At 61.0% G+C, this 21,558-nt stretch carries 20 protein-coding genes and 2 pseudogenes; 11 read left to right on the top strand and 11 right to left on the bottom strand.

The features are described from left to right. Positions 1-34: 34 nt before the first annotated feature. The 3 genes from OQ460_RS10210 to OQ460_RS10200 all read right to left on the bottom strand — a co-directional run bounded on the left by OQ460_RS10210 (position 35) and on the right by OQ460_RS10200 (position 3,819). A complete protein-coding gene (locus tag OQ460_RS10210; protein ID WP_410021682.1) occupies positions 35-1,582 on the bottom strand; it encodes a UxaA family hydrolase in 1,548 nt (515 codons plus the stop codon). A gap of 310 nt (positions 1,583-1,892) precedes the next feature. Continuing rightward, positions 1,893-2,837 (bottom strand): LysR family transcriptional regulator, encoded by a 945-nt coding sequence (locus OQ460_RS10205; protein ID WP_410021681.1) that lies wholly within the window; start codon positions 2,835-2,837, stop codon positions 1,893-1,895. A gap of 34 nt (positions 2,838-2,871) precedes the next feature. Continuing rightward, positions 2,872-3,819, bottom strand: coding sequence for a LysR family transcriptional regulator (locus OQ460_RS10200; RefSeq protein WP_410021680.1), 948 nt, complete (start codon positions 3,817-3,819; stop codon positions 2,872-2,874). Positions 3,820-3,920: 101 nt separating this feature from the next. Here OQ460_RS10200 and OQ460_RS10195 point away from each other — a divergent pair, with 101 nt between their 5' ends. The 5 genes from OQ460_RS10195 to OQ460_RS10175 all read left to right on the top strand — a co-directional run bounded on the left by OQ460_RS10195 (position 3,921) and on the right by OQ460_RS10175 (position 10,827). After that, positions 3,921-5,234: an L-fuconate dehydratase gene (locus tag OQ460_RS10195; protein WP_410021679.1), complete on the top strand. Its 1,314-nt coding sequence runs from the start codon at positions 3,921-3,923 to the stop codon at positions 5,232-5,234. 65 nt (positions 5,235-5,299) lie between these two features. Continuing rightward, a complete protein-coding gene (locus tag OQ460_RS10190) occupies positions 5,300-6,640 on the top strand; it encodes an MFS transporter (RefSeq protein WP_410021678.1) in 1,341 nt (446 codons plus the stop codon). Between the two features lie 172 nt (positions 6,641-6,812). Then, complete coding sequence (locus tag OQ460_RS10185) at positions 6,813-7,664, top strand: hypothetical protein (protein ID WP_410021677.1); 852 nt, start codon at positions 6,813-6,815, stop codon at positions 7,662-7,664. Between the two features lie 119 nt (positions 7,665-7,783). Next, the gene (locus OQ460_RS10180; RefSeq protein ID WP_410021676.1) at positions 7,784-10,189 is read left to right on the top strand and encodes a glucose/quinate/shikimate family membrane-bound PQQ-dependent dehydrogenase; all 2,406 of its coding nucleotides are present in this window, start codon (positions 7,784-7,786) and stop codon (positions 10,187-10,189) included. A gap of 119 nt (positions 10,190-10,308) precedes the next feature. Beyond that, positions 10,309-10,827 (top strand): HIT family protein, encoded by a 519-nt coding sequence (locus OQ460_RS10175; protein WP_410021675.1) that lies wholly within the window; start codon positions 10,309-10,311, stop codon positions 10,825-10,827. Between the two features lie 6 nt (positions 10,828-10,833). Here the strand turns inward: OQ460_RS10175 and OQ460_RS10170 are convergent, their stop codons facing one another. Then, entirely contained in the window at positions 10,834-11,301 is a 468-nt protein-coding gene (locus tag OQ460_RS10170) for a GNAT family N-acetyltransferase (protein ID WP_410021674.1), read from the bottom strand. Between the two features lie 190 nt (positions 11,302-11,491). Between OQ460_RS10170 and OQ460_RS10165 the strand changes: the two genes are divergently transcribed. Beyond that, positions 11,492-11,827: a hypothetical protein gene (locus OQ460_RS10165; protein WP_410021673.1), complete on the top strand. Its 336-nt coding sequence runs from the start codon at positions 11,492-11,494 to the stop codon at positions 11,825-11,827. Here the strand turns inward: OQ460_RS10165 and OQ460_RS10160 are convergent. Next, a complete protein-coding gene (locus OQ460_RS10160; RefSeq protein WP_410021672.1) occupies positions 11,817-13,445 on the bottom strand; it encodes a hybrid sensor histidine kinase/response regulator in 1,629 nt (542 codons plus the stop codon). The genes OQ460_RS10165 and OQ460_RS10160 overlap by 11 nt on opposite strands. Positions 13,446-13,557: 112 nt before the next feature. On the opposite strand from OQ460_RS10160, the gene OQ460_RS10155 reads away from it, so the two are divergent. Further along, on the top strand, positions 13,558-14,160 hold the full coding sequence (locus tag OQ460_RS10155; protein WP_410021671.1) for a LuxR C-terminal-related transcriptional regulator: 603 nt from the start codon (positions 13,558-13,560) through the stop codon (positions 14,158-14,160). Positions 14,161-14,168: 8 nt separating this feature from the next. Here OQ460_RS10155 and OQ460_RS10150 read toward each other — a convergent pair. Together OQ460_RS10150 and OQ460_RS10145 are read right to left on the bottom strand one after the other, a co-directional pair. Then, a pseudogene (locus OQ460_RS10150) lies at positions 14,169-14,333 on the bottom strand (DUF488 domain-containing protein); the annotation flags it as partial. A gap of 67 nt (positions 14,334-14,400) precedes the next feature. Further along, positions 14,401-15,624, bottom strand: coding sequence for a TPM domain-containing protein (locus tag OQ460_RS10145; protein ID WP_410021670.1), 1,224 nt, complete (start codon positions 15,622-15,624; stop codon positions 14,401-14,403). 192 nt (positions 15,625-15,816) lie between these two features. Here OQ460_RS10145 and OQ460_RS10140 point away from each other — a divergent pair. Beyond that, positions 15,817-16,100 (top strand): annotated as a pseudogene (locus tag OQ460_RS10140) (PAS domain-containing sensor histidine kinase); the annotation flags it as partial. Positions 16,101-16,199: 99 nt separating this feature from the next. On the opposite strand, the gene OQ460_RS10135 reads toward OQ460_RS10140, so the two are convergent. Further along, positions 16,200-16,583, bottom strand: a complete 384-nt coding sequence (locus OQ460_RS10135) for a type 1 fimbrial protein (protein WP_410021669.1) — start codon at positions 16,581-16,583, stop codon at positions 16,200-16,202. Between the two features lie 227 nt (positions 16,584-16,810). Then, positions 16,811-18,382 (bottom strand): L,D-transpeptidase family protein, encoded by a 1,572-nt coding sequence (locus tag OQ460_RS10130; RefSeq protein WP_410021668.1) that lies wholly within the window; start codon positions 18,380-18,382, stop codon positions 16,811-16,813. A gap of 37 nt (positions 18,383-18,419) precedes the next feature. On the opposite strand from OQ460_RS10130, the gene OQ460_RS10125 reads away from it, so the two are divergent. The 3 genes from OQ460_RS10125 (at position 18,420) to OQ460_RS10115 (ending at position 20,294) form a co-directional block, all read left to right on the top strand. Then, on the top strand, positions 18,420-19,118 hold the full coding sequence (locus OQ460_RS10125; protein ID WP_410021667.1) for a murein L,D-transpeptidase catalytic domain family protein: 699 nt from the start codon (positions 18,420-18,422) through the stop codon (positions 19,116-19,118). A 44-nt stretch (positions 19,119-19,162) separates the two neighbouring features. Next, positions 19,163-19,912 (top strand): creatininase family protein, encoded by a 750-nt coding sequence (locus OQ460_RS10120; RefSeq protein ID WP_410021666.1) that lies wholly within the window; start codon positions 19,163-19,165, stop codon positions 19,910-19,912. A gap of 112 nt (positions 19,913-20,024) precedes the next feature. Next, positions 20,025-20,294, top strand: a complete 270-nt coding sequence (locus OQ460_RS10115) for a hypothetical protein (RefSeq protein ID WP_410021665.1) — start codon at positions 20,025-20,027, stop codon at positions 20,292-20,294. On the opposite strand, the gene yfcF is transcribed toward OQ460_RS10115, so the two are convergent. Both yfcF and OQ460_RS10105 read right to left on the bottom strand, forming a co-directional pair. Further along, entirely contained in the window at positions 20,269-20,901 is a 633-nt protein-coding gene (gene yfcF / locus OQ460_RS10110) for a glutathione transferase (RefSeq protein WP_410021664.1), read from the bottom strand. The two genes, OQ460_RS10115 and yfcF, sit on opposite strands and share 26 nt — an antisense overlap. Positions 20,902-21,007: 106 nt before the next feature. Beyond that, positions 21,008-21,550 (bottom strand): DUF924 family protein, encoded by a 543-nt coding sequence (locus OQ460_RS10105; protein WP_410021969.1) that lies wholly within the window; start codon positions 21,548-21,550, stop codon positions 21,008-21,010. Positions 21,551-21,558: the final 8 nt, after the last annotated feature.

Genomic DNA, 21,558 nt, shown 5'->3' with positions numbered 1-21,558 from the left:
TGCTTTCGCCTCGTCAAGGTTGCAGGGCTGTCAATCAGGTCACGGCACCTATCTGCCAGGGCACAAACTCGTTCTGCCCATAGCCGTGCTGCTCGCTCTTGCTACGCTCGCCCGAGGCGATGCGCAGCATGTGTTCAAAGATGTAGGCACCGCGCTCTTCGATGCTGGTGGTGCCTTCGGCGATGCCACCGCAGTTGACGTCCATGTCTTCGAACTGGTGCTCGAATACCCGGTTATTGGTGGCCAACTTGATTGACGGTGCCGGGGCGCAGCCGTAGGCCGAACCGCGACCGGTGGTGAACGCAATCAAATTGGCACCGCCCGCGACCTGGCCGGTGGCCGAAACCGGGTCGTAGCCAGGCGTGTCCATGAATACCAAGCCCTTGGCACGGATCGGTTGCGCATACTCGTACACTTCCACCAGGTTGCTGGAACCAGCCTTGGCTACCGCGCCCAGGGACTTTTCAAGGATCGTGGTCAGGCCGCCGGCCTTATTGCCGGCCGAGGGGTTGTTGTTCAACGCGGCGTTCATGCGCCGGCAGTAGTCTTCCCACCAATGAATGCGCGCAATGAGTTTTTCCCCCACCTGCTGGCTTACGGCGCGGCGCGTAAGCAAGTGCTCGGCGCCGTAGATCTCCGGGGTTTCTGACAGGATCGCCGTGCCGCCCGCGGCTACCAGGCGGTCAACGGCATTGCCCAGCGCCGGGTTGGCGGTGATGCCGGAGTAGCCATCGGAGCCACCGCATTGCAAGCCGACAACCAGGTGGCGGGCGCTCACTGGCTCGCGTTTGACCTGATTGGCCTTGGCCAGCAGCGCATTGACCTGCTCGATGCCCTTGGCGATGGCCTTGGAGGTACCACCGATGCCTTGAATAGAAAGGGTGTGCAGTTGATCACTGGTTTGCAGTTGCTGGGTTTGCAACAGGCTTTCGATCTGGTTGGTTTCACAGCCCAGGCCAATGATCAGTACAGCGGCAAAGTTGGGATGCACGGCGTAGCCGCCCAAGGTACGCCGCAGCAGGCCCAGGGATTCGCCGTCGGGATCGACTGCGCAGCCAGCGCCGTGGGTCAGCGCCACCACGCCGTCGATGTTTGGATAAGCGGCCAGCGCCTGGGGATGAATGTCCCGGCGAAAGTGGTCGGCCACGGCGCGGGCCACGGTTGCCGAGCAGTTCACCGAGGTGAGGATGCCGATGTAGTTGCGGGTCGCGACCCGGCCATCGGCGCGCACGATTCCCTGGAAGAACGCTTCGCTGCTCGGCATAGGGTGAGCATCGATGCCGAAAGCGTAGTCACGCGTGAATTCACCCATCTCGACATTGTGCACATGCACATGCTCACCGGCCTCGATGAGCTGCGAGGCAAAACCGATGATCTGGCCGTAACGACGCAGTGGCTGGCCCGGCTCTACGCGCTGGGTGGCGACTTTGTGCCCGGAAGGTATCGACTGGCGCACGGTGATTGCTTCGGCTTCCAGGCGCAGGCCTTCGGGCAGGGCCTGGCGTGCAATCAGTACATTGTCCAGAAGGTTGAGGCGGATCACGGCAGGGGCGCCGTTGCGGGTGCTGGCGATCAGTTGCATGGGACCTCTCACGGCGGGTGCGGCTGACTTCTTGTTATGGCAACGCCCGCTGTAGACCGGGCGAATCTGCAATAACTGTAAGGAGCCTGGCGTTACATTCCCAATGAGATGATCCGATCAGTTGATAACCCTGGGTTATCAGCAAAGCAGATATCGTGGTTTTTATAAATCAGATCTCGGCCTCAAATGTGGAGCGGGCTTGCTTGCGATAGCGGTGTGTCAGTCACCGGATAGATTGGCTGACACACCGCTATCGCGAGCAAGCCCGCTCCCACACAAGCCTACATTTGCGTCATGACAGCAGCCCCATCTACCCGATTCGCTTCAAGGCAAAGTCCAGCAAGATGTCCACAAACTCTGCGGCAGTTGCGCTCAATGGCTCGTCCTTGCGGGTTATCACCCCATATTCCAACGGTGCCAACTGCAGAGGGCTGTTGAGTTCCCTGAATTGGCCACTGCTCAATTGCGCCGCCACCATCGAGCGGGGCAGCATGGCGATCATCGGCCCCGACTGCAGCAAATGCAGGAACATCGGCATCGAGATGGTGTTGACGCTGTCCACCGGCGTGGCAATCCCGGCGATTCGGAATGCCTGCTCCAGGCGTTCGCGCAGCGGCGTGCCGACCGGGTACAGCACCCATGGCCAATCACCCAGTACGTCCAACGGCGTGCAGTCCTGCGCGAGCAACGGGTGTTCGCTGTTTACCACCAGGCAGAACGGTTCCGGCTCCAACGGCTGGAAATCGAAAAGCTGGCTGAAGCGCGCTTCAGTGAAGCGGCCGATCATCAAGTCGAGCTTGTTCTGCTCCAGCATCAGCAGCAGGTGGTCGCTGGACTGCTCCACCACCTCGATCGACAACAGAGGGCTGCGAGCCTTGATCGTCGCAATGGCCTGGGGCAACACCACCGAGGTTGCCGCGAAAATTCCGCCGACCTTGAGAAAACCGTGACCGCCCTTGCGCAAGCGGTTGACCTGATCGACAAACTGCGCGGATTCGGCCAGCGCCCCTTGCGCATAACGCACCACGTGCTCGCCCAACTCGGTGGGCGGCATGCTGCGCGGCAGGCGCTCGAACAGGGCAAAGCCGAACTGTTGCTCCAGGTCGCGCAGCATCTTGCTCAAGGCCGGCTGGCTGAGGTTCATGCGCGTGGCAGTAACGTGCATGTTGCGCGTGCGCGCCAGGGTATCGATCAGCACCAGGTGCTTGAAGCGGATCCAGTTGCAGAAACTGGAATGGGTAATATCGGTCGTCATCTACTGACTGCCTCTTGCAGATACCGGCCCATGGTTATTGGGCCCGCAGGTAGTGAAGCAACGTGTCCAGCGCCACCGAGCGGGGGCGCGAGCGCAGGGTCAACAAACCCAGGTTGACCATCGAAATCGGCAGCTCCACCGGCAAAATGGAGACCATTTGGTAACGCGCATAATGCTCGGCCACGTCATTGGGCACCACTGCAATCATGTCCGAGGCCTCGAGCATGACGGTGGTTGCCAGAATGGAAGCGGTCTCGACGATGTCCAGCGACTGCACCATGCCAGCAGCCTGCAAGGCATTTTCCACCCGGCGACGCATCGGGCTGCCCATGGGGTGCAGGATCCAGGTCAGGTCGACCAGGTCTGCCAGCTCAAGCACCGAAGCACTGGCCAAGGGATGCCCGGCGCGGGCGATCACGCGCATATGTTCATCGCCGTCGAGCAACTCGATGTTCAACTCCTGGCTGTCGCTCTGGTCCGGCAGGCGCCCTACCACCACGTCGAAATCCCCGCGCAACAATGAAGGCAACAAGGTGTCACTGGTGCCGACCTCCAGGGAAATCCGCACTTTGGGATGGTCGCGCTTGTAGGCCAGCACCGCCTGGGTCAACAGCCGGGGCACCGGGCCCATGACGCTACCGACACGCACCAGCCCAAGCGCACCGCGGGCCAGCTCGGCGATTTGCGCCTGGGCATGCTCGAACTCATGCAGGGCGCCCTGGGCGTAACGGATCATCACCTCACCGTACAGCGTGGGCTGCATGCCACGCGGCAAGCGTTCGAACAGGCGCACGCCGAGGCGTTCTTCCAGTTGCTGCAACAACAGGCTCGCCGCAGGTTGCGTGGTGTGCATCGCGGCGGCAGCGCGGCGTAGGTTGGCGAACTCACCCAGCGCATTCAACAAGGTGATCTGTCGACTGGAGATTTTCAATGTGCCCAGGCTGGCGGGCACTGGTGCAGTGTTTTCGCGAGGCTTAGACATATCAAATCCGATATCACTACTTAGGAAATCGCGATTATGCCTGTATCACTCATCAACCTACAGTCATGGCTCCGAAGTGGTCACAGAGAACAAGAGCTGCCATGAGCATACGAATTACCCACCTGAGCGTTCGCGATATTCGCTTCCCCACCTCCCTTTCGCTGGACGGCTCGGATGCGATGAACAGCGCGCCCGACTACTCGGCCTCGTATGTGGTGCTGCATACCGACACCACGGGGCTGGAAGGCCACGGACTGACCTTCACCATCGGCCGGGGCAACGAGATCTGCGTCGCCGCCGTGCAATCCCTGGCACCGTTGATCGTGGACCTGACCCTGGAAGAAATCGTCGCCGACATGGGCGCTTTCTGGCACCGTTTCACCGTCGGTGACAGCCAGTTGCGCTGGCTTGGCCCGGAAAAAGGTGTGATCCACCTGGCGACAGCGGCCATCGTCAACGCTGTCTGGGACCTGTGGGCCAAGCACGACGGCAAACCGGTGTGGAAACTGCTGGCCGACATGACGCCCGAGCAATTGGTGCGCTGCCTGGACTTCAGCTACGTCACCGATGTACTGACCCCGGAGGAAGCGATCGCCTTGCTGCGCCGCCAGGCACCGGGCAAAGCCCAGCGTGAAGCGCAGATGCTGCGCGAGGGCTATCCCGGATACACCACCGCGCCCGGCTGGTTGGGGTACAGCGAAGAGAAAATGCGCCAATTGGCCCGCGAAGCGATCGAGGACGGCTGGACCCATATCAAACAGAAAATCGGCGCCAACCTTGAGGACGATATCCGGCGTGCGAGCATCCTGCGCGACGAAATCGGCTGGGAGCGCACCTTGATGATGGACGCCAACCAGGTCTGGAGCGTGGACGAATCAGTGGCGAACATGCGTCGCCTGGCTGAATTTGAACCGTTGTGGATTGAAGAACCGACCAGCCCCGATGACATCCTCGGCCATGCCACGATCCGCCAGCGTATCGCGCCGATTGGCGTGGCCACCGGCGAGCACTGTCACAACCGGGTAATGTTCAAGCAGATGTTCCAGGCTGGCGCGCTGGATTTCTGCCAGTTGGACGCCGCACGCCTGGGTGGCCTCAACGAAGTGTTGATCGTGTTGCTGATGGCCGCCAAGTACGACGTGCCAGTCTGCCCCCATGGCGGCGGCGTGGGCCTGTGTGAGTACGTGCAGAACATTGCACTGTTCGACTACATCGCCGTCTCGGCGTCGTTGCACAACCGCGTGCTGGAATACGTCGACCACCTGCACGAACACTTCCTCGATCCGGTGGTTATCCGTCGCGGCCGCTACATGCCGCCGCAGCGTCCGGGCTACAGCATCGAAATGCACGCCGAAACCCTGGAGCGCTACCAGTATCCCAACGGCGCCGTGTGGCTCGATATCAATCGCGCCTGACCTTGCACCGCAGCGTTCCGCACCCGGTGCGGCGCGCTGCCGACATCTTTGACGGGGAAACAACAATGACAATCCTCAATACTGCGACAGCGGCCTCTGCGCCTGCTGTTTCTGCCGATCAACGCCTGAACCGGCTGCTGCTGCGCAAGCTGATGCCATTGCTGATCGTGGTCTACGTGATGAGCTTTCTGGACCGCACCAACATTGCCCTGGCCAAGGCCAGCATGGGCATCGACCTGGGGCTGTCCGCAGCGGCCTACGGCCTGGGTGCGGGCCTGTTCTTCCTGACCTATGCACTGGCTGAAGTGCCCAGCAACCTGATCATGCAGCGGGTCGGTGCAAGGTTCTGGATTACCCGCATCATGATTACCTGGGGCCTGCTGTCGGCAGGCATGGCTTTCGTCCAGGGCGAAACGTCGTTCTACATCATGCGCCTGTTGCTCGGGGTGGCCGAAGCGGGCCTGTTTCCCGGGGTCATGCTGTACCTGACCTACTGGTTCGACCGCGAGCAACGCGCACGTGCCACCGGTTATTTTTTGCTTGGGGTGTGCCTGGCCAACATTCTCAGCGGGCCACTGGGCGGTGCCTTGCTTGAACTCGATGGCGTGCTGGGCTGGCATGGCTGGCAGTGGTTGTTTGTGATCGAAGGCCTTCCAGCGGTTGCCCTGGCCTATGTGGTGTGGAAAAAACTGCCGGACGGGCCCTCCTCCGCGCCCTGGCTGTCGGCGGCCGACGCGCAGGACATCCAGCGACGCTTGGATGCCGAAAAAGCTGGCGCGCCGCAACAAAGCCGATTGGCCCAGATGTTTCGCGACAAGCAGATCTGGCTGGCGATCGCGGTGTATTTCGTGCACCAGATCACGATCTACACGGTGATTTTTTTCCTGCCCGGGATCATCGGTACCTACGCGGCCTTGTCCCCGTTGCAGATCGGCCTGCTTACCTCAGTGCCCTGGATTGCCGCCGCCATCGGCGCGGCAACACTCCCACGCCTGGCCACCTCACCAGGTCGGTGCCGCGCGCTGCTGTTCTTTGGTTTGTTGACCATGGCCGCCGGATTGCTGCTGGCCTCGCTGTCCAACTCGTTCATCGGCCTGCTCGGGTTCTCGTTGACCGCATTGATGCTCTTCGTGGTGCAGTCGATCATTTTCGTCTTCCCATCGAGCCGCCTGACAGGCAACGCCCTGGCAGCGGGTCTGGCGTTCGTGACCACCTGCGGCCTGCTCGGCGGCTTTGTCGGCCCGACCGTCATGGGGCTGATCGAACAAACCACCGGCAACACCCGCAATGGCCTGTGGCTGATCGCGGCGATGCTGGTGGTGGCCGCCATGCTCAGCACCCGCCTGCGCCAGGGACAGGAATCGGTAGACCAGCCACAGCAAAGCGCGGCCCAAGCCCGGGCTTGATGCATTTGAACCATGGAGCGGTCGTCACCCGGAGCACAGAGACTGCGCCGGGTGACGACCGCTGATCCCCTATTCTGCTGATTCGCTGAAAAGCGTTTGACCTTGCCATGCTGGCAAACCGGATATTGCCCGCACGCAATGATCCAAGCCATCAAGACGAGGAATGAACGCCATGGATATCAAGCATCTTTCAGCGGGCAACGCAGCAGCGACCGGGATTGCACCCCAGGCGCCGATCAAGGGCGTGTTTGCCCTGCCGGGTATCAGCGAGAAAGTTACTGCCCAGTTGATCCTGCAGGACACCGGCCCGCTTGAGCGCGAGTTGCTGATCGCGTTTACCGACAAGGCCACCGGCCAACCCATCAAGCAGTTCGACGAGGAGCTTACCCAGCAACTCCATGTACTGGCGACCGACGACGGTCTCACCCGCTTCATCCACGAACACGCCCGCAAGGCCGAGCCGGATGGGCGCTTCAAGGTGAAGATGAGTTTTCCCGCGAACGGCACCTACTACGTCTACGCCGATGCGGTGCCAACAGGGCTTGGCCAACAGGTTGTGCGCTTCGAGGTAGCAGTAGGCGTTGCCACAGGCCCGACCGAACCACAACATGCGCCCGTTGCCCTGGCAAGCGGATCCGACGGACCTTATACGGTCACCCTGGAGCCCTCGGCGTTGCAAGCCGCCACCGAGAGCATGATGCCCATGACGGTGCTCAAGAACGGCAAGCCGGCAACGGATCTGGGGCTTTATCTTGGCGTGGCAGCCCATGCCGTGTTCATCGGCACCGAAGACCTTGCCTATGTTCACGCCCACGCCATGGCGGCGCACGCAGGCCCAGGCGCCCATGCCTCGCAAGAATCCCATGACGCTCCTGCGCTCCCCCCCGCCAGCCTGATGCTCCATGTAACACCGCCCCATGCAGGACGCTATGCACTGTGGATCCAGTTCAAAGGCGGTGATCAGATACGTACCGTACCGTTCACTGTAGAGGTTCAGCCAGCATCGCCTAAGTGCTGCCGTTGAAGCATAAACCCGGGACCACCGGCCGCTACACGAACACGGTTCATCGCAACAATGTACTAACTGGTTACTTATGTTGCTAAAATCGCGCCTTTGCCCTCTCTCACTCGAGTCCTTTCGATATGAAACGAGCATCGCGCGCCGCTGGCGTCTCTAGATTCTTACTGCTGGGCCTGGGCGTGATCATCGCCCTGCTCGGCGTGGCCCTGGCTGTTGGCGGGGCAAAACTTGTCAGCCTGGGTGGGTCGCTGTACTTCGTGATCGGCGGCTTGGCGATGGCCATCTCCGGCCTGCTGATTGCACAGCGCAAACCTGCTGGTGCCTGGTTGTTCGCGGGTTTCCTGATCGGCACCGCCGTGTGGGCGGTAGCGGATGTGGGCCTGGTGTTCTGGCCACTGTTTTCGCGACTGTTCATGTTCGCGGTGATCGGCCTGGCGGTGGCGTTGGTATATCCGCTGCTCTCCCCGAATACGAGGCGCAGCGCCTATGGCATCGCGGGTGTGCTGGCGGTGGTGCTGGCTGTTGCAGCGGGCAATATGTTTGTCGCCCATCCCAGTGTTGCCCCCACCGGCAATGGCCCAGGCTTGACGCCCGTGGCCCCGGCCGATGCGCAGAAAGACTGGGCGCACTACGGCAATACCGAAGGTGGCAGCCGCTTTGCCGCGCTGGATCAGATCAACCGGGACAACATCGACGCACTCAAGGTCGCCTGGACCTATCGCACCGGTGACGTGGCCATCAGCGACGGCAACGGCGCGGAGGATCAACTGACGCCGCTGCAGATTGGCAACAAGGTCTTCATCTGTACGCCTCACAACAACCTGATCGCGCTGGATGCCGACACCGGCAAAGAGCTATGGAAGAACCCGATCAACGCCAAGTCAGCCGTGTGGCAGCGCTGCCGGGGTATGGCGTATTTCGACGCCAGCGCGCCGCTTGCCCAGCCGGCCCAGCCCAATAGTTCGCCAATCATTACAGCAGGCGTTGCGGCTGGCGCCCAGTGCCAGCGCCGCCTACTGACCAACACCATCGACGCGCGGCTGATCGCAGTCGATGCCGACACCGGTGAGTTCTGCCAGGACTTCGGCAACCACGGCCAAGTGGATTTGAAAGCCGGGTTGGGCAATGTCCCGGACAGCTATTACCAGTTGTCCTCGGCGCCCTTGATCGCCGGCACCACAGTGGTGGTTGGCGGGCGCGTGGCCGATAACGTTCAGGCCGATATGCCTGGCGGTGTGATCCGCGGCTTTGATGTCATCAGCGGGGAAATGCGCTGGGCGTTCGACCCGGGCAACCCGCAGGACAAGCATGCGCCCGCAGCCGAAGGCACCTATGTGCGCAGCACGCCCAACAGCTGGGCGCCGATGTCCTACGATCCGTTGACCAATACCGTGTTTGTGCCCATGGGCAGCTCGTCCACCGATATCTACGGCGTCGAGCGCACGGCGCTGGACCACAAGTACGGCGCCTCGGTGCTGGCACTGGATGCTTCCAGCGGCGCAGAAAAATGGGTCTACCAAACGGTCCACAACGACCTGTGGGACTTCGACCTGCCGATGCAACCAAGCCTGATCGACTTCCCCCAGGCAGACGGCAAGAGCGTGCCCGCCGTGGTGATTGGCACCAAGGCCGGGCAGATATTTGTCCTCGACCGCACCACCGGAAAACCCTTGACGCCGGTCGAAGAAGTGCCGGTCACGGCTGCAGACATTCCCAACGAACCCTACTCACCGACCCAACCCAGATCCGTCGGCATGCCACAGATCGGTGCGCAGACATTGACCGAATCAGACATGTGGGGCGCCACGCCGTATGACCAGTTGCTGTGCCGCATCGACTTCAAGCAAATGCGCTATGAGGGCCTGTACACGGCACCGGGTACCGATAAATCGTTGAGCTTTCCAGGTTCACTGGGTGGCATGAACTGGGGCAGTATTTCTACCGACCCGGTGAATGGCTTCATCTTTGTCAATGACATGCGCCTTGGCCTGTGGATCCAGATGATCCCCTCGCAAAACACGGCTCAGGCCGCGTCCGGTGGTGAAGCGCTGAACACCGGGATGGGCGCGGTGCCACTCAAGGGCACGCCGTATGCGGTGAACAAAAACCGCTTCCTGTCGGTAGCCGGCATTCCGTGCCAGGCACCGCCGTTCGGCACGCTGACCGCCATCGACATGAAGACCCAGAAGATTGCCTGGCAAGTGCCGGTCGGTACGGTTGAAGACACCGGGCCATTGGGTGTTCGCATGCACCTGCCGATCAAGATCGGCTTGCCCACCCTCGGCGGCACCCTGGCGACCCAGGGCGGCCTGATCTTTATCGCCGGCACCCAGGATTTCTACCTGCGCGCCTTCAACAGCGGCAACGGCGAAGAAATCTGGAAAGCTCGCCTGCCGGTGGGCAGCCAAGGTGGCCCGATGACGTACGTGTCGCCCAAAACGGGCAAGCAATACATCGTCGTAACGGCCGGCGGTGCCCGCCAATCGACCGACCGTGGCGACTACGTGATCGCCTACGCCCTGCCCTGAGCCCTCTGCCATCTTGATCAAAAGGCAGGGCGCTCGATAGACAGCGTTTCCCTGCCGGTGGGTGATGCAGGGAAACGGTCTTGGTATCCTGTGTCTTCACACCCTGTGGACATGCGTTTGTGAAGATCGACCCGTCATTTATCCTCCACGAGACCGAGCACTGGCTGCTAAACCATCATCTGGGCTCGGCGCTACCGGGTTACTTGATGCTGGGGGCAAAAGAGAATATCCACTCGCTGGCGGATCTGTCCGAACCTGCCCTGGCAGAACTGGGCGGCCTGCTGGCCAAAACCCAGCGCATCATGGAAGCGCAATTGCAGCCCAAGTGGCTGTACATCAGTCGTTTTGGCCACATGCCGGGCTTCCCGCTGCACTTTCACTTCATCCCGGTGTACCACTGGGTCGAAACGCTGTTCTGGCAGGACGAGCGTTATCGCCTCTTGGAAACCTTCGCCTCATCCGCTACCTGTCAAACGCTGACAGATGGTGCCGAGCTGACGCTGTTCATCTGGCGGGAGTTCGGTGAGAGCGCCACACCGCCGGCCCCTCAAGGCCCATCGGTGCAGGTGGTGATCGAACGCTTGCGCGAGGCCTTTGCCAACCCTGGCCCTCTCCCTCTGGGGAGAGGGCCAGGGTGAGGGGCTTTACGACAGGCGTTTAACCATCGGAACACACGCCAACTGCAGCCCCGTCGGTGAATGGTAGATCGATTGCTCGCCACCCTCGTAGCCACAGCGGCGATAAAAATCGACGGCGTTCAGCGTCGCATCCAGCACCACCTCGCCGATGCCCGACTCTAGCGCCAGGTGCTCAAGGTGGTCGAGGATTTTTTTACCGAAGCCGCGTCCGATGAACCCCGGCAGCACAAACAGTGCGCCGATTTCATTGTGATCCAGGTCCAGCATGCCGGTGGCGACCGGTTCGCCGTCAATGCAGCCCAGGTAAAACGGTTTATCCAGCAACGCGCTATAGCCGTCCTCGGCCGAGCCTCGGGTCCAGATCATCATCTGCTCGGCGGTGTAGGCGCCGATGCATTGGCTGCGAATTGCCTGCAGGCGTATATCGAATGCGGCCGGGCCGTCGTCGGGGGTAGCTCGTCTGATCTGCAGCATTGTTATCTCCATGAATAAACCGCGTTGTCCGTGACCTCAAGGTGCCATTAGCCCATTTGTGCTAATCGACCCTTGCTTTTGCCGGCGCTATATTTCCCGCCAATCCCAATGCTCGCTCAAGCACGGCAAGCCCGCTGTGCGAGGGACTGTTGCGCGTGAAAAACCATAACAACCCCAAGGAAGAAGCACCATGAAACTGCAAGTCTCCTTTACTCGCCTCACCCTGCTCGGCGCCTTGATGATCGGTGTCGCCGGTTGCAGCAACATCAAGCCCAGCGAAGACCACCTCAAGACGCTCTCGGAAACCAACCTGGGCGAGCCGGTCAAGCACATCTCCAATGTGCGCAGCGATTCCATGCAAACCTACTACGTCGCCACTACCGCCTCCGGCGTCTACAACTGCCAGGTACCCAGCGGCGCCAGCGGCGGAATCATGGCAGTGGGCAGTTTTGGCCTGATGAAACCCAGCGCCCTTTGCCAGGCCAAGGGCGCCAAGGGCGGCCAACTGACGCCGTTCATGCAATAGGCATTCGTGCCGTTGTCGGGCGCTGGCTGAGGTCACGCAGGGTCGCCCGCAGCTCCGTGGGACGCACCGGTTTGGAGAGGATCGCGATCTGGCGATCATGCAACGCCGCCTGGATTTTCTCCACATCGTGCCCGGTGAGAATCAACGCCGGGACCGCCTCGCCGCGCTGCTGGCGCAGTTGGTCAATGCACTCGATGCCGGTAGCGTGATTGCCCAGGTCGTAGTCGGCGACGATGATATCGCAGGCACTGACCAAATCCCGCCCGCTTGACTCGGCCTGCACTTCACAACCCCAGCGCTCCAGCAATGCCTGGGTGGCCAGCAGCACATTATGGTCATCTTCCACCAGGCACACTTTCAAGCCGGTCAGCAGCCCGGCCTGGCGCGCCTCGCCGCGTTGGACCGGTTGCCGGGAAGGCGTTGCCAGCGTCAGGCCCTGCAGGCTGACCGAAGTGCCATGGCCGAGTCGTGAGCGCAATAGCACCTGCATATTCATCAACTGCCCAAGGCGCTTGACGATGGACAAGCCCAGGCCGACGCCTTCAACGTCCTTGTCGCGCAATTGCCGCACCCGATAGAACTCCTCGAACACTTTGGACAAATGTTCCTCGGCAATCCCCCGGCCCTGATCATGAATCTGCACCACCACACCGTCCGCACGCTTGCGCACGCCCATCAGCACCGGTCGTTGCGCGCCATATTTGAAGCAGTTGGAAAGTACATTTTGCACCATGGTCGACAGCAACGCCGGATCCACCTGTACCCAATGGGCACACGGGCGCAACCGCAGTTCCACCCCGGCCCAGCGTGCGGCTTCGGCGTTCTGGTGCACCAGGTCGGCAAGCAACTCACCCAGGTTCACCACCTGGTATTTGGGCAGCAGCCGGCCATTATCCAGGGTGTAGAGATCGAGGATGGAACGGAACAATTGCGACACGTTGAGCAGCGAACGGTCGATATTGTCCACCAGCCGCCGCTCCTCGTCCCCCAGCCGCGCCTCGCGCAAACAGGCAGTGAACAGACCGATGGAGTGGATCGGCTGGCGCAGGTCATGGCTGGCCTGAGCCAGGAACCGGGATTTTTCCAGGTTGGCGGCAATCGCTTCTTCGGACGCCTTGCGCGTGCGCTCCAGCAGCAAATGTGCGTAGACCGGAATCACCGTGCTGGTGATCATCAGCATCAGCACCATAAACGGATGCGCCTGCCACAAGGGCGTCAGCCGATAAACAATCAACAGTGCCAGCAACGCCAGCGCCGTAGCTATCGCCAGGTAGCGCGAGCCATAGCGCATGCCATTGCCCAGATTGACCCAGACCATCACCGCATACAGCGGCAGTGCCGCTTCGCCGCCCACGATCAGGCCAAACGAGGTGCCGGTGTAGTCGTGGATCATCCCGAATATTCGTCGCGCCGGGTAATGCCCCGGCCAACGGGCGATGATCTGGCGCAACACGATAGACGCCAGCAGGAACACGCCAATATAAATGATCACCGGCAGGTAGCGGTCAATCGACTGCCCCGGCAAAAAACCCAGCACACTGATGTACACAATGGCGCAGGCCGCGACCACAATACGCAGGTTGGCCTGGTCGAGTTCGGCATCTTTCTCGAACTTCATGGGTAACATCCTTGTGCGTCAATCATGATATCCATCACACCCTGCAGCAGCCTGCGAACGGGGTGTTAAAGTAACACGCTACGCAACAACCTGGCCCAGGGAGGCGCACACCATGACATGCCGGATCATCATAGCCGACGATCACCCGATGTTTCGCGAAGGCATGCTGCGCACCGTGCAACGCCTGCTGCCCGAGGCTGCGGTGGAACAGGCCGGTGACCTGGGCACAGTACTCGATCTGATCAGGAGCGAGCCTGAAGTCGATACCCTGATCCTCGACCTGCGCTTCCCCGGCTTGACCGGCATGCACCAACTGGCAGAACTGCGCCAGCAACTGCGCCGCACGACCTTGATTATCGTGTCGATGGTCGACGACCCGGCGCTGATCGAACAGGTCATGCAGATTGGCGTCGATGGTTTCATCGGCAAGAATATCGCTCCCGAGGAAATCGGCCAGGCGCTGCTCGCTATCCGCCAGGGCGAAGTGCTGGTCAAGTTCGCGCCGTCGGGGCTATTGCCGCTGGACACCAATGCCCTGACAGCTCGCCAGCAAGAGGTGTTGCGCCTGATCGCCCAAGGCAAGACCAACAAGGAAATTGCCAAAGTGCTGGATATCTCGCCATTTACCGTGCGGATCCATGTTTCGTCGCTGTTGCGCAGCTTGAATGTTCCATCGCGGGCCGCGGCGGCAGTCAAGTATTCGGGAGAAGCTTAGGCGCGTGGCTACCGCAGGGAAAAGTCCGGCCCGTAGCAGACTGGCGAGCGCCCATCGTCCCGGCGGTCCAACTCTTCTTCCAGCCATTGAGCGAGTACCACGGCATTGTTCGCCTGAGGGTCGTGTGCCGCATAGACCAGCGTCAGCGTCCCGACCTGGGCGATATCCAGCAGGTCGCAAGCACATTTGCATTGGATCATGACGATAGCCTCATGCGTTCATAACCGGTTGGGCATGGCGTTACCAACTCCCCGAAGCCCCGCCTCCGCCACTGGAACCGCCACCACCGGAAAACCCACCACCGGAACTGGAGCTTGAGCTTGAGCTTGAGCTAGAACTGCTGCCTGAACCGGAGCCGGAACCGCCCGCCCCCTGGCTAAAGATAAATAATGCCGCGAACGAACTGATCGGCACCGCAAACAACCAACCATCACGGCCCAACTCCAGTAAATGGCCCGCCGCCGCATACACCCCCAGCACCGCCGCCAACTGAAAGAAAAACGCCACACGACTGTGTTTCCAGGCGCCTTTCATGACCGCGAACAGAATCAGGTACAGCCCCAGCACTACCAACCCCGCCAGCGGCCACGCCAGCCAGTTGATAAAGGACACCTCCATCAGGTAACGGTCGACCAGCGCCAACCCGGTGCCATACCCAATCAACCCCAGTACGAAGTAGAGAGCACCTTTGGCCTGCCACAACACCCCGAACAACCCGCCGCCAATCAACATGAAAAATGGCATGGCCATCAAGTAGATCGGCCAACTCCTTCCAGTGGCCGCAGCCAGTATCGTCAACAACACCGTCAACCCAGCGAAAGCAAACAGGGCGCGTCGCCAATGCAACTTGCCCGAGGCCAGCAGCACGCCGCCGACCGAACCTGCGATCAGTGCGAGCAATACCACGTAGACCTGGATCGTCTCCGTCGTCTCGCTCACTGCCGGCAAATCACCGCCCTCTACGAGCAAAACCAAGTCATCCACCGCTAGTTGCACACCGCCGGTGTGGTCGCCCTGGCGGAAGGCGGGGGTGACATGCTCTTCGATGATGCGGTGGGTCAGCAGGTCGGTGACCACGCCTTCCAGGCCGTAGCCGACTTCGATGCGTACAAGCCGGTCGTCCTTGGCCACCAGCAACAGGATGCCGTCGTCGATGCCCTTGCGCCCCAGTTTCCAGGCGCGGAACAATTGGTTGGTGAAGTCTTCAAGAGTGGCGTCGCCGATGCTCGGCAGCAACAGCACCGCGATCTGCGCACCCTTGCGCTGTTCCAGCTCGGCAAGCTGGGCGGTCAAGCGGGCCTTGGCGGCCGAGTCGAGGGTGTTCGTCAGATCGATTACCCGCTGGTTTAACGGAACGGGCACCAGCGCCGATGGCAACGCTTGGGCATGGGCCAGGACAGCAAATACGCTGACAAAAAACATGGCCAACAGGCCCAAATGGGTGTGCCTGAACAAAGTCCGCATGCTGGCTACCTGAAGTCACATCCTGAAGTGGCAGACTTTACCCTATCTGCCCTATCTGCCCTATGGCGTGTGACCCGGTGGCCATGACTCTCTAGACTGGGCCACACATCGTCATGCCTTGTTTGACGTCGCCCCCTGCGCCCGGCCGTCACCCGGGAGGACGGCGCGATTGTGCAGGTCAACCAGTGTTTCAAGCTCGACCTGCGTCATCGCGCCGGACACACCGTCACCATCCTGCTCAACGCCGTCAAACGTCAGCATGCCGGCGGCGTATTCCATGATTTGGCGTTGTTCGGCACGAACGACCGCGACAAGTACGAGCGCGAACTGCTCAATGCACGCAAGATGGCCGAAGCCTTGCTGCTGGAAAAACCGCTGCCGAAACTGCGCTCCAGCAAACCCAGGCCGAGCTCAACCTGGCCTACGTCAAGGCCCAGCGCCGGGCACTGTTTGCCGAGCAGATGGTCGCCATTGTTTATCGTCAGGGAAATCGCCAAGGCCCATGGCGGCGATGTGTCGGTAAGTTCAAGCCGGCTCGGCGGTACGACCTTGGAGGTGCGCTTCGCGCCCTGCCGTCAAGGGTAGGCCAGCGTTACCAGATAAGCGCCTGAGTGCAGCGGTTTTCCGGTGGCATCGCTCAAGGTGAATTGCCGATTGAAGTAACGGCCATCACCAGTCGTTTCGAGCACCAGCTTCATGTTTACCACAGAGCCATCAGGCTTGCTGACCGCGTGAACCGGCTCCACGCTGCGGGCGCTGACAGTGGCCGCACGGGCGAACGACGGGCAACCGCTGAACGTCAGGCTCGAACCGGCTCTGCGGTTCGCCTGGCATGCCGGCTCGACGATACTGCCTTGAAAGTGAATGACACCAGTACCCACGGGGGTTTCTGCCAGTGAACTGGTGCTTACGAGGGCGAAAAGTACGCTGATACCAACTGCTGGACGTTGAATGATCATGATGGCCGCTCCTGGGTGTGTGATAACCCTGTCGGCAAGTCTAGGCAATTTCTTTAGCTTTTAAGAATTTTCTGATTGCAGTTTTAAAAAGCACCACCCGAAATGCAATCAAGGGAAGACTGGTGGCGCGGCTGTATCGCAAAAGTTATGGAGCGCACACCCTGCAAGCGCAGCTCCCACATTTGATTTTCGCTATCTTGAGCATCGCCTTCACTTGACTCCAAGGCCTACAAAACCATGCCCAATGCCTTCAATAGGGCCGGATCCCGCCCGTAGATATCTGGCGCATACAATAAAGCCCCCTGGCTATCGACCTGCACCGTCCAATACCCCAGCAACACCGACACCGGCCTGGACAGCCTGAACTCATGGGTAACCCCGGTGGCCAACAACTCCTCGGTACGCGCGCGCTCCGCCGGGCTCACCAGCAAATCACGCAGCAACAGCGGCTGCTCGACCCGCACACACCCTGAACTGAAGGCCCGTGGGCCTTTACTGAAAAGCGGTTGGCTCGGTGTGTCGTGCAGATAAACCGAAAATGGGTTGGGGAACCGCAACACAATCCTGCCCAGCGGATTGCGCGGACCGGCGTCCTGGCGCAGCAGAATATTGCCGGGATGCGACCAATCGACCTGTTCGGGGCTGAGCGGGCGGCCCTCGCTGTCCAGCACTTGCAGGTTCTGCTGGCGCAGGTACTCCGGGTTCAAACGAATGGCCGGCAGCTTGTCTTCACGCATGATGGTCGGCGGAATGGTCCAGGTCGGATTGAGGGTCAACCGCGTGATGCGTGATTTGAGCAACGGTGTCTGCCGTTCGGCGCGACCGACCTGCAAGCGGGTCTGCCAAACGGGTACCCCGCCTTGGTAAACGCTCAACTGGGCAGCGGCAACATTGACCAGGATACCGTCGGGTTCCAGGTCCTGGGCCAACCAGCGAAAGCGTTCCAGGTTGGCCCGCAATTGCTCACGGCGTACCTGCGGGCTGACGTTGAGCTCGCTCACGGTGCCCGGGCCGAGCACGCCATCGGCTTGCAGGGAATGGCTGGCCTGGAAACTCTTCACCGCCGACACCAACTCATTGCCGTAGTGGTTGCCGGCATCCTTGGGCAGGCTCGCCAGGTAACCACCACTGAGCAAGCGCCGGGCCAGCTCCGGTACCCGAGGATCTTCGCGCCCCGGGCGCAACAGCGGCCCGCTGGCGATCATGCCCCACTGCGCCAGAGGCTGTTGGCGCTGCGTGGCATAGACCGTACGCAGGCTGCGATACAGCGCCGCGCTCGGCCTGGCCTGGTCGAACCCCGCCGCCATGTCCCCAAGCCCCGCACCTGCCAGCGCCAGCACTTGCATGGCCGGGTCCTGGCTCGGTGGCTGGGAATGCCACAGCGGCTCGAAATGCGCTTGTTGCAAACGGCCGTAATGCAACTCATGCAAGGCCTGGAGGTACTGGTGGCTGGTGGCGAAGTCGCTGCACAGCACATTGTCGCTGGTTGCCGCGTCGGGCAGCCGGTAGTGCGCGGGGTCCAGGCCATCGTCAGCCAACAGTTGCAACTGCGCGGCCAATGCCTGGCGGCGTGCAGCGTCCGACCATAGGGCAACATTGCCCTGCTGCTGGTAAAACTGTTGCAAGCGCTGCTCGGCCGGTGCGTCCCATTGCGCAGTTAAACCGGGGCAAACGCTCGACAACTGCGCAAGAGCCAGCTGTACTGGGTTTGGCGGGTCAACCTGCACCTCGTCGGCCATTGCGACCAATGGCACTACGAGCAAGCACAGGCTCAAGTAACATGCGTGTTTTTTGAACAATGACTTAGCTCCAATCCACGGCGGAGATGCTCGATAAATGTTGAACCCTTACTGCCGACTCGGGCTGTTCGCCGCCACCCTGGCCGCGTTCTGCACGGGTGCCTTCGCAGAAAATGCACCACCTCATGTCTTGTATAGCAGCCTCGCGCGCTCGGCTCCAGAACTCAATCCCAACGTACTGAAAAGCGCCCTCAGTGCGATGCAATGCGCCGTCAGCAATGGTCAGGAACGCTCCGAACGCCTGGCCGTGATCGATTACTCGCAACCGTCCACCGCTCGTCGCCTGTGGATTTTCGACTTGCGCAAAAAGAAACTGGTGTTGCGCGACCTGGTGGCCCATGGGCAAAACTCCGGGGAAAACTTCGCTACTCAGTTCTCCAATCGAGAAGGCAGCTACCAATCCAGCCTGGGCTTGTTCCGCACCCAGGAAAGCTACGACGGCGCCCATGGCTACTCGTTGCGCATGGATGGCCTGGAGCCGGGCTTCAATGATCTGGCCCGCGATCGTGCGATCGTGATCCACGCCGCCGATTACGTCAGCCCGCTGTGGAGCAAACGCCAGGGCCGTATCGGGCGCAGCCAGGGCTGCCCCGCCGTGCGCCCGCAAGTGGCGCGCCAGGTAGTGGACAAGCTCAAGGATGGCCAGTTCATGTTCTCCTGGTATCCCGATCAGCGCTGGTTGAAATCCTCGACCTATCTCAACTGCAAGCCACGCCAGATCGCCAGCGCCGGTTGAGGTAGTATCTGGCAGGCCAAGCCTGATCAGAGAGAGACCTTCACATGCTTTTGCAGCAATCTACGTGGATCGAGATAGGACAGTTCCTCGAACGCAGCCGCACGGTGGTGATCCCCATCGGTTCCAACGAGCAACACGGCCCTACCGGTCTGCTGGGGACCGACTGGATGTGTCCGGAAATCATCGCCCATGAGGCGCAAAAAAACGCTGACATCCTGATTGGCCCTACCTTCAATATCGGCATGGCTCAGCATCACCTTGGGTTCCCTGGCACCATTTCCCTGCGCCCTTCCACGTTCATCGCCGCCATCGGCGACTGGACGCGTTCGCTCGCGGTCCACGGCTTTGAGAAAATCCTGTTCCTCAACGGCCATGGCGGCAATATCGCGACCATTGAAGCGGCATTTTCCGAGCTATACGCCGAAGCCAGCTTCGCCCGGCGACCGGCCGGCTTCGCCTTGAAACTGTGCAACTGGTGGGACCTGGAAGGCGTCAATGACCTGGCTCGCGCGCAGTTCCCGACAGGGCATGGCAGTCACGCCACACCGTCGGAAATCGCGATCACCCAATGGGCCTACCCGGACTCGATCAAGACCGCGCAGTACTCACCCCAGATTGCCCCCTCCGGCCCGATTCGCGAGGCCCTCGATTTCCGAGCCCGTCATCCGGACGGCCGCATGGGCTCGGACCCGGCGCTGGCGACACCGCAAAAAGGTGGAGAATTAGTGGCACTGGCGGCCAACGGACTGGTGAAAGCGGTGGATGCGTTCAGTCGCGAGGCCATCCCGGCCTGACGTTTACGAGGCCTCGGGCGCAGAAACCGAACTTGCGCCCTCTGGTGGTGACTATTATTTATAGCCGTTGCATCGCACCGCCCAAGACCCACAAAACGATAAGGATCAATCCATGAAGCCTCACCAGAAAACCTTCGACCGCATCCGCGAAGCCGTCCTGCCGGAGTTCCGCGAGCGTGTAGACACCTATCTGGTCGACTATGAGACGGTCTTGCAAAACCCCGCCACCGCTCCAGATCAGAGAGCGGCCACGATGCAACAACTGCGCGGCTATTTGCGCGGCCTGAACACGACCCGAGTGCTGGGCATGGCGGACTGGGAAGACCTCGATCGTCGGGTGGAGGAAATCGTGAAGGCTACAAATCCGGCCGTGGCTGGTTGATCCACGCCTGGACCGATGGCCGTTGCCATACACGCTGGGCATATTCCACCAGCGGCGTGGGCACCGGATCGCCGTTGAGGATCAATCGGTTGAGCATCACCGCCAGGTCCACGTCAGCGATTGACCACTGATCGAACAGGTACTCGCGCCCGCCGGCCAACAGCAACTGCGCAGCGTCCACTAACTTGCGGGCCGCCAATTGGGCCGCTGGCGACAACGGCGCGTACTGGACCCCGTAAAACACCACCAACGTGGAGCGCTCCTGGCGAATCGGCAACAGATCGCTGCGCAACCACGCCTGGACCTGCCGCGCCCGTGCGCGTTGACTGAGCGCTGGCGGGTAGAGCGCAACCTGCGGGAACACCTCATCCAGATACTCGGTGATCGCCGAGGACTCGGACAACGCAAAGTCGCCGTGCTCCAGCGTCGGCACCCTTTGGGTCAGAGAAAGACCGGCATAGTTTTTTGACTGGTTCTCCAGAGCGTCGAGGTCCAGCGTACGCACCTCGAACGGCAAACTCTTTTCCCGCAGCGCGACGAACACTGACATGGCGTAGGGGCTGGTGAACTGGGCGTCTACATACAAGCGCAGCGGATGATTGCTCACGGCATGACCTCCTTGGGTGAGCCTTCACGCTACGAGATGCCGCGCGATAAATACAATCGCGCTTTTTCATGGGGCCATTCCGGGCTGGAATACGACAGGCCCAGGCTTATCCGGAAAACCCTCCGCCCTTGAGAAATGCCTGTTCCTCATCGCTGGTAACCCTGCCCAGCACCGCGTTGCGATGGGGAAAGCGACCGAAACGCTCGATGATCTCGGCATGCTCCCTGGCCCACTTGTAGGTGTCGGCGTCCAACTGCTGGTTCAACGCCAACGAGCGTTGCTGATCCTCAGGGTTTTCCGAGTGCTCGAACGGCAGATAACAAAATGCGCGCAAGGCAGGATCGATCGCTTGATCCAGGCCAGCGGCCACCATACGACTCGCATAGGCTCGGGCCAGCGGGTCGGTGGCGAACATATGCGCAGTGCCGCGAAATGAGTTGCGTGGGTATTGATCGAGCAGAATCAGCAGCGCCAGGGCACCTTGTGGCTCATCCATCCAATGTTCCAGTTCGCCCCGGGCGGCTTGAAAATGCGCGACGTGAAAGGTCTGGCGAAACTGGTCATCGAAGGCCTGGTCTTTCTTGAACCAACGCGCCGGCCCGGCTAAGGTCCAGAACGCAATGACCGCCTCGGGAGCGACGCCCTCCACCGCAGGCC

It is taken from the genome of Pseudomonas imrae (assembly GCF_046352735.2).
Classification (GTDB): Bacteria; Pseudomonadota; Gammaproteobacteria; order Pseudomonadales; family Pseudomonadaceae; genus Aquipseudomonas; species Aquipseudomonas imrae.
Note: the sequence above shows the minus strand (reverse complement) of the source record. Positions and strands in the feature narration are given on the sequence as shown.

Excerpts from the sequence above, each read along its gene's own strand:
- OQ460_RS10210 (WP_410021682.1), bottom strand. The coding sequence starts at position 1,582 with ATGCAACTGATCGCCAGCACCCGCAACGGCGCCCCTGCCGTGATCCGC.
- OQ460_RS10205 (WP_410021681.1), bottom strand. The coding sequence starts at position 2,837 with ATGACGACCGATATTACCCATTCCAGTTTCTGCAACTGGATCCGCTTC.
- OQ460_RS10200 (WP_410021680.1), bottom strand. The coding sequence starts at position 3,819 with ATGTCTAAGCCTCGCGAAAACACTGCACCAGTGCCCGCCAGCCTGGGC.
- OQ460_RS10195 (WP_410021679.1), top strand. The coding sequence starts at position 3,921 with ATGAGCATACGAATTACCCACCTGAGCGTTCGCGATATTCGCTTCCCC.
- OQ460_RS10190 (WP_410021678.1), top strand. The coding sequence starts at position 5,300 with ATGACAATCCTCAATACTGCGACAGCGGCCTCTGCGCCTGCTGTTTCT.
- OQ460_RS10185 (WP_410021677.1), top strand. The coding sequence starts at position 6,813 with ATGGATATCAAGCATCTTTCAGCGGGCAACGCAGCAGCGACCGGGATT.
- OQ460_RS10180 (WP_410021676.1), top strand. The coding sequence starts at position 7,784 with ATGAAACGAGCATCGCGCGCCGCTGGCGTCTCTAGATTCTTACTGCTG.
- OQ460_RS10170 (WP_410021674.1), bottom strand. The coding sequence starts at position 11,301 with ATGCTGCAGATCAGACGAGCTACCCCCGACGACGGCCCGGCCGCATTC.
- OQ460_RS10165 (WP_410021673.1), top strand. The coding sequence starts at position 11,492 with ATGAAACTGCAAGTCTCCTTTACTCGCCTCACCCTGCTCGGCGCCTTG.
- OQ460_RS10160 (WP_410021672.1), bottom strand. The coding sequence starts at position 13,445 with ATGAAGTTCGAGAAAGATGCCGAACTCGACCAGGCCAACCTGCGTATT.
- OQ460_RS10155 (WP_410021671.1), top strand. The coding sequence starts at position 13,558 with ATGACATGCCGGATCATCATAGCCGACGATCACCCGATGTTTCGCGAA.
- OQ460_RS10145 (WP_410021670.1), bottom strand. The coding sequence starts at position 15,624 with ATGCGGACTTTGTTCAGGCACACCCATTTGGGCCTGTTGGCCATGTTT.
- OQ460_RS10135 (WP_410021669.1), bottom strand. The coding sequence starts at position 16,583 with ATGATCATTCAACGTCCAGCAGTTGGTATCAGCGTACTTTTCGCCCTC.
- OQ460_RS10125 (WP_410021667.1), top strand. The coding sequence starts at position 18,420 with ATGTTGAACCCTTACTGCCGACTCGGGCTGTTCGCCGCCACCCTGGCC.
- OQ460_RS10120 (WP_410021666.1), top strand. The coding sequence starts at position 19,163 with ATGCTTTTGCAGCAATCTACGTGGATCGAGATAGGACAGTTCCTCGAA.
- OQ460_RS10115 (WP_410021665.1), top strand. The coding sequence starts at position 20,025 with ATGAAGCCTCACCAGAAAACCTTCGACCGCATCCGCGAAGCCGTCCTG.